7 protein-coding genes are annotated in these 6,617 nt (G+C 63.8%); 5 read left to right on the top strand and 2 right to left on the bottom strand.

What is annotated here, in order from left to right:
• From ACTS2Z_RS11895 to ACTS2Z_RS11885, 3 genes are all read left to right on the top strand, one after another.
• Positions 1-354: nitrilase-related carbon-nitrogen hydrolase (locus ACTS2Z_RS11895; protein ID WP_442573425.1), on the top strand; the 354-nt coding region annotated here is incomplete at its 5' end.
• The gene (locus ACTS2Z_RS11890) at positions 351-779 is read left to right on the top strand and encodes a DUF1178 family protein (RefSeq protein ID WP_442573424.1); all 429 of its coding nucleotides are present in this window, start codon (positions 351-353) and stop codon (positions 777-779) included. The genes ACTS2Z_RS11895 and ACTS2Z_RS11890, both read left to right, overlap by 4 nt.
• A 358-nt stretch (positions 780-1,137) precedes the next feature.
• A complete protein-coding gene (locus ACTS2Z_RS11885; protein ID WP_442573426.1) occupies positions 1,138-3,045 on the top strand; it encodes a peptide MFS transporter in 1,908 nt (635 codons plus the stop codon).
• A 21-nt stretch (positions 3,046-3,066) separates the two neighbouring features.
• Here the strand turns inward: ACTS2Z_RS11885 and tldD are convergent, their stop codons facing one another.
• Entirely contained in the window at positions 3,067-4,491 is a 1,425-nt protein-coding gene (gene tldD / locus ACTS2Z_RS11880) for a metalloprotease TldD (protein ID WP_442573423.1), read from the bottom strand.
• 82 nt (positions 4,492-4,573) lie between these two features.
• Positions 4,574-5,155, bottom strand: a complete 582-nt coding sequence (locus ACTS2Z_RS11875) for a tetratricopeptide repeat protein (protein ID WP_442573422.1) — start codon at positions 5,153-5,155, stop codon at positions 4,574-4,576.
• A 214-nt stretch (positions 5,156-5,369) separates the two neighbouring features.
• Between ACTS2Z_RS11875 and coxB the strand changes: the two genes are divergently transcribed.
• Together coxB and ACTS2Z_RS11865 are read left to right on the top strand one after the other, a co-directional pair.
• Positions 5,370-6,236: a cytochrome c oxidase subunit II gene (coxB, locus tag ACTS2Z_RS11870; RefSeq protein ID WP_442573421.1), complete on the top strand. Its 867-nt coding sequence runs from the start codon at positions 5,370-5,372 to the stop codon at positions 6,234-6,236.
• Between the two features lie 18 nt (positions 6,237-6,254).
• Positions 6,255-6,617: cbb3-type cytochrome c oxidase subunit I (locus tag ACTS2Z_RS11865; protein ID WP_442573420.1), on the top strand; the 363-nt coding region annotated here is incomplete at its 3' end.

Here is a 6,617-nt window from a genome sequence, read left to right as displayed (position 1 = left end):
GACATACGCTTTGCCTATCTCTACCGCGCGCTGGCCAAGGCAGGCGCGACGGCAATCGCCGTTCCATCCGCCTTTACCCGTCCCACTGGCAAGGCGCACTGGGAAGTGCTCCTGCGCGCCCGCGCCATCGAGACCGGCAGCTTTATCCTGGCCCCGGCGCAAGGCGGCGGCCACGAGGATGGCCGCAAGACCTGGGGGCATTCCATGGTGGTCGGCCCGTGGGGCGACGTCATGGGCGTCCTCGATCATGACGAGCCGGGCATTCTCTATGCCGAGATTGATCCGGACGAGGCCGTGTCTGCCCGCCAGCGCATCCCGGCGCTGAAAGGTGAGCGGGAGTTCACCGGCCCATGATCCGCTATGCTCTGCAATGCGATGAGGGGCACGGCTTTGAAGGCTGGTTCTCGTCGAGCAGCGATTATGAAGCTCAGGAGGCACGCGGGCTGGTCGAGTGTCCCGAATGCGGCTCGCTGGCTGTCACGCGTGCCGTGATGGCACCGGCTGTGCGCACCACAAAAGGGCGCGAGACCAGCACGAACGGCCAGCCGGACATGGACGAGGTCGCCCGCAAGGTGCGCGCCCATATCCGCAAGAATTACGATTATGTCGGTGCCGATTTCGCCTCGGAAGCGCGCGCCATTCACGAGGGCGTAAAGCCCGAACGCCTGATCTATGGCGAGACGACGCCTGAAGAACGGGCAAAACTGGCAGAGGACGGTGTGCCTTGCGCGCCGCTGCCTGCGCCCTTTGCCCCGACCCCGCCGAAAAAGGCGAACTAGGCTTTTCCCATGTCCTACCCGCGCAGGCGGGAAGCTGAAGCCAATGGGCGAAGGTGCTCGCTGAATAGCCAGTAGCCCCCGGCTCGGAGATTGAGGCCGAGCCTGGACTAACTCAATCTTGCGTTTTCCCGGCGAACGCCGGGATCCAGATGGAAGCTGGGCACCGGCTTGCGCCGGTGAAACGCGATAGTAAGGCGCTTTACACAACGACCCAGGACGGTCCGTACGGCGTTCGCCAATCTGTTTGCCACACCCCCGCCTTGCCGAAAGGGGCGGGCCGTGGTGCAGTGATCCCATTCATTTATTCAGAAGGCGGACTGTCCGCAGGCCGCCGGTTTATTCGGGGACAGGCATGGTCATCAATATCGTCGTCGCGCTCGGCATACTCATCACAGTGGTGACGGCCATTCCGGTCTTCACCCAGATGGCCAAGCATCCCAAGGGCCTGCACATATTGTTCTTTGCCGAGATGTGGGAGCGCTTCTCCTATTACGGCATGCGCGCCCTGCTGATCTTCTACCTGACCCAGCACTTCCTCTTTGATGATGGCCGCGCCAGCACCCAGTACGGGGCCTATACCTCGCTGGTCTATCTGCTGCCGCTGATTGGCGGCTTTGTGGCTGACCGCTATCTCGGCAATCGCAAGGCCATTGCCTATGGCGCCCTGCTGCTGGTGGCCGGTCACCTCGCCATGGGCATTGAGGGGCGCCCCTCGGAGGAAGCGCTGCAATACGAAGGCTCGTCCTACACGCTTGTCGCCGAAGGGCGCGGCGGTGAGCGAACCGTCCAGCTGGAGGTTGATGGCGCGCTCTATGATTTCTCCGCCAGCAGTGAAGGGGAACTCCTGATCGAGGGCCTGCCTGACGGCGCAAGCCTTCCCTCCACCCTGCCTGCCGGCAGCTTCGCGACGGAAGTGACCTATGAGGACGGGCGCGGCCTCGCCATCCTCTATCTCGCCCTATCGCTGATCATCATGGGGGTGGGCTTCCTGAAAGCCAGCATCTCTTCGATCGTCGGCCAGCTTTATGACGAGCACGATCCGCGCCGTGATGGCGGTTTCACGCTCTATTATTACGGCATCAATCTGGGGGCGTTCTGGGCGGCGATTCTGTGCGGCCTGCTGGGCGAGACGGTCGGCTGGTGGGCCGGGTTCGGACTTGCCGGCGTCGGCATGCTTGTCGGCTTCATCGTCTTTGTGCGCGGGCGGCTCGCCTTCTTCCTGCCGGGCAGGAACCTGCTTGCCGATGTTGGCAATCCGCCAGACCCTGCGGCCCTGAAGGCGCGCGTGCTCGGCCCGCTCAACCGCGAGACAGTCATCTATCTTCTGGGCATTCTGGGGGTCGGGGTCGTCTACTGGCTCATTCAGGCCCACCAGCTCACTCTGCCGGTGCCCGGCATTGGCGGCATTGACGCCATGCTCATCCTGCTGATCGCAGGGGCCGTGGTGTTCCTCGGCTATATTGGCTGGTACATGAACGCCAAATGCACCGTACAGGAAGGCCAGCGCCTCCTGCTGGCGCTCATCCTCATCACCGTGTCTGTCGTATTCTGGGCGCTGTTCGAGCAGGCAGGTTCCTCGATGAACCTCTTCGCCGCGCGCAATACCCAGCTCGATCTCGCGCCCGAACGCCTGATGGCGCTGGGGCCGATCACGCTGGATCTGTCGCTGACCGCCTCTCAGACCCAGTCATTCAATTCCGGCTTCATCCTGATCTTTGCGCCGCTTTTTGCCGGCCTCTGGGCCTTTCTGGCCAAGATGCAGCGCAATCCCAACACACCGCTGAAGTTTGGTCTCGCCCTGATCCAGGTCGGTCTCGGCTTCCTCGTGCTGGTCTGGGGCACACAGTTTGCGGATGATAATTACCGCGTGCCGCTCTTCTTCCTGGCGCTGGCCTATCTGCTGCACACGACAGGCGAGCTGTGCCTGTCACCGGTCGGCCTGTCGGCGGTGACGAAGCTCTCTCCGGCCGCGGTTGTCAGCTTCATGATGGCCGGCTGGTTCCTCTCCAGCGCCTTTGCCCAGTATGTCGGCGGGCTGATCGCCGCCCTGACGGCAACTGACACGGTGGCCGGTCAGGTGCTCGATCCGGCCGCGGCGCTTGCCGGCTATGGCGAGGTGTTCGGCATAATCGGCCTGATCGGCATCGGGCTTGGCATATTGATGTCAGCGGCGAGCTTCGGTCTGAAGGCGCTCGGCCATGGCCGGGCCGAGGACCAGCTTCCCGCGCCTTCAGAGCCAGGGCCCGAAGTGCCGGTTCGCGAATAGGCAGTAAGGGCCGGAGCGGGCCTAGCCCGCTCCGCCGACTGTGATGCCGGCAATCTTCAAGGTCGGCTGGCCCACGCCGACGGGCACGCCCTGGCCTGCCTTGCCACAGGTCCCGACGCCGGGGTCCATGGCAAAGTCATTGCCGATCATGGAGATGCGCGTCAGCGCGCTCGGCCCGTCACCGATCAGGGTCGCGCCCTTGATCGGCTCGGCGATTTTGCCGCCGCGCACCCGGTAGGCCTCGGTGCAGCGGAAGACGAACTTGCCCGACGTGATGTCTACCTGCCCGCCACCGAAATTGGCGGCGTAGATGCCGTCATCGAGACTTTCGAGGATTTCGGCCGGATCGTGCTCGCCGCCCGTCATGATGGTGTTGGTCATGCGCGGCATGGGCGCATGGGCATAGCTCTCGCGCCGGCCATTGCCGGTCGGATCGACGCCCATCAGGCGCGCATTCATCCGGTCCTGCATGAAGCCGACCAGAATGCCGTCCTCAATCAGGGTGGTGCGCCCCGTGGGCGTGCCTTCATCATCGATGGTCAGCGAGCCGCGCCGCTCGGCGAGCGTGCCGTCATCGATCACGGTCACGCCCGGCGCGGCGACCCGCTTGCCGATCCGCCCGGCAAAGGCGCTTGTGCCCTTGCGGTTGAAATCGCCTTCAAGCCCGTGGCCTACTGCCTCGTGCAGCAGGATGGCCGGCCAGCCTGCGCCCAGCACGGCTTCCCATTCGCCAGCGGGTGCATCGACCGCTTCGAGATTGACCTTGGCAACGCGCAGGGCCTCGTCAGCGAGCGACTGCCAGCTTTCGGCGTTCAGCCAGCGGGAAAACTCAGCACGTCCGCCTGCACCGGCGCTGCCGCTCTCACGGCGGCCATTGCGTTCAACGGTGACCGAGATGTTCAGGCGGACAAGCGGGCGGACATCATGGGCCATATAGCCGTCGGCCCGGACAATTCCGATGACGCGGCGCGATGCGGCAATCGAGCAGCCCACCTGGACGACTTCCGGATCGCGGGCGCGCAGCCAGGCATCAATCTCGCCCAGCAGTTTGGCTTTGGCCTCGAAGCCCGGCTCGCCGATCACATCGACATCGTCGTAGAGCTTGCGGTTGGTGCCGGGCGGGGGCGGGGCCATCACCGCATCGCGGCCCTGCCGTGCAGCGGCGGCGGTTTCGCCTGCGCGTTTCAGCGAAGCAAGGCTGACATCGTTGGAATGGGCAAAGCCGGTCGTTTCGCCGAACACGCCGCGAAGGCCAAAGCCGCGGCCCGCATCGAAGCTGGCGGCTTTCAGCCGGCCATCATCAAAGGCGAGAGACTCGCTCGCCTCGGTTTCGAGAAACAGCTCGCCATCATCGGCGCCGGCAAGGCTGGCCTTTAGCACATCAAGGGCGCTGTCAGCGTCAAAGCCGAAACCGTCAAACGGGTCTGTGGAAGGCGTGCTGGCCATGTAACTCTCCTTGAGTGCGTCTGCACTCAACATAGGAGCGTCGGGCCATCTTATCGACCCTGTGTCGGCAGGTGGGGCAGCCCTATGGCTGATGTTGCGCAAAGCGCCGCGGCTGGGCGGCCAGAAGCGCATTGTCCGGCGCCAGCCGGGCGGCCTCGCTGTAGGCGGCATAGGCCTCGTCATAGCGGCCGAGATGCTCCAGCGCGATGGCGCGGTTGAAATGGGCGAGGTGCGAAGCTTCCAGCCCCAGATCGAGCGCACGGGCCGCAGATTCGTACGCGCCGTTATAGTCGCCGATCCGCACCTGCGCGGCGGAGAGGGTAAGGTGCAGTTCGGGAAGCTCGCCCAGACGCTCGCGCGCGGCTGTGAGGTCGGTCATGGCGGAGCGGCCATCGCCGCGCGCCACCGAAAGCGCCCCGCGATTGAGTTGAAGGCGGGCGCGCTCCTCGTCGCCAAGTGTCGAATCGCGCAAGGCAAAGTCACAGGCGCCCAGCGCACGCGACATGTCTGCGCCGCCCAGCGCTGCGACTTCGCATTCCTGTATGGCCGCGCGAACGGCCGGCAGGCGGTCCTGGGCAGAGGCGGGCAGGGGGGCTGTGATGAGGAGCGCAAGACCGGTCAGGGCCGTGATGCACGCCCGCTTGTGCGCAATTAGGGTGTTCATGACGTCTCCGGCGCTTGAGATTTTCTTCGCGTAAGGCTAGCAGACAGCACAAGCCCGCATCAAACCGAATGTCCGGGCCGTACTGAAACTTTATGGGCGCCCCGCGACAATACGGCGCTCATGTCGCACTGACACCGGCAGTGCCGGGCTCTATATTCCGCCGCACGAAGCAGGGAGTCGCCCTGCAGGCTGCCAGACAAGTCTTGGGGGTTCCATGCGTTTGAAGCTCATAGCCGGTGCGGTCCTGACCGCCGCCCTGACCGGCGCAGCATCAGCCACGGTCGTCGGTATTCCGGTGGATGGCGGGCTCGGCCTGCAGGAAGCCGTGACGCCGGTGATGGAAAACATCGTCTCGTTCCACAACCTGCTTTTGTGGATCATTTCGGCGATCTGTCTTCTCGTGCTCGGCCTAATTGCCTGGATCGTCGTGCGCTACCGCGCCAAGTCGAACCCGGTTGCGAAAAAGTTCAGCCACAACACGCTGATCGAGATCATCTGGACGGCGGTGCCGGTCCTCATCCTGATCGTGATCGCGGTGCCCTCCTTCCGCCTGCTCTACTTCCAGGACGTGATCCCGGAAGCGGACTTCACCATCAAGGTGACCGGCAACCAGTGGAACTGGACCTACGAGTATCCCGACCATGGCGGCTTCGAGTTCGTTTCCAACATGCTCGAGGATGACGCTATCACGAGCGAAAACTGGGAACAGGCCCGCCTGCTGAGCACGGATGTGCCGATCGTGGTGCCTTCCGGTGCAACGGTCCGTGTGCAGGTCACGGCCTCCGACGTCATCCACTCCTGGGCGGTGCCTGCCTTCGGTGTGAAGATGGACGGCATTCCCGGCCGCCTGAACGAAACCTGGTTCCTCGTGCCGGAAGGCAATGAAGGCATCTATTTCGGCCAGTGCTCGGAAATCTGCGGCATCCGCCACGCCTTCATGCCGATCGAGGTGCATGTGGTGCCCGAAGAGGTGTTCACGGCGTGGACCGAAGCGGCCAACGCCGATCCGTATACGGCATCCACCGTCCTTGCGTCCTATTACGCCAGCCAGCGCGCCACGCGCGTCGCGGCGGCCAACTAAAGTCCGGAGAGGATCATCATGTCGGCTCAAGCTGCTGAACATCACGACGATCACACCCCCAGCATCTGGGACTGGAAGCGTTGGGTGTATTCCACCAACCACAAGGACATCGGGACCATGTACCTGGTGTTCGCCATCTTTGCGGGCATCATTGGCGGGGCCATGTCGGGCCTTATCCGCTGGGAGCTCGCCGAGCCGGGTCTCCAGGTCTTCAACAACGGCTTCTGGGGCAATGAGCACAACTATAATGTGATCGTGTCCCTGCACGGCCTGATCATGATCTTCTTCATGGTCATGCCGGCCATGATCGGGGGTTTTGGCAACTGGTTCGTGCCGCTGATGATCGGCGCGCCGGACATGGCCTTCCCGCGCCTGAACAAT

Source organism: Glycocaulis sp. (assembly GCF_052168375.1).
In the GTDB taxonomy this organism is placed as follows: domain Bacteria; phylum Pseudomonadota; class Alphaproteobacteria; order Caulobacterales; family Maricaulaceae; genus Glycocaulis.
The sequence above is the reverse complement of the archived record's forward strand: the minus strand, read 5'-3'. Positions and strand labels throughout refer to the sequence as shown.

Bases quoted from the DNA above. Each gene is read 5' to 3' on its own strand.
- ACTS2Z_RS11890 (WP_442573424.1), top strand. From the start codon at position 351: ATGATCCGCTATGCTCTGCAATGCGATGAGGGGCACGGCTTTGAAGGC.
- tldD (WP_442573423.1), bottom strand. From the start codon at position 4,491: ATGGCCAGCACGCCTTCCACAGACCCGTTTGACGGTTTCGGCTTTGAC.
- ACTS2Z_RS11875 (WP_442573422.1), bottom strand. From the start codon at position 5,155: ATGAACACCCTAATTGCGCACAAGCGGGCGTGCATCACGGCCCTGACC.
- coxB (WP_442573421.1), top strand. From the start codon at position 5,370: ATGCGTTTGAAGCTCATAGCCGGTGCGGTCCTGACCGCCGCCCTGACC.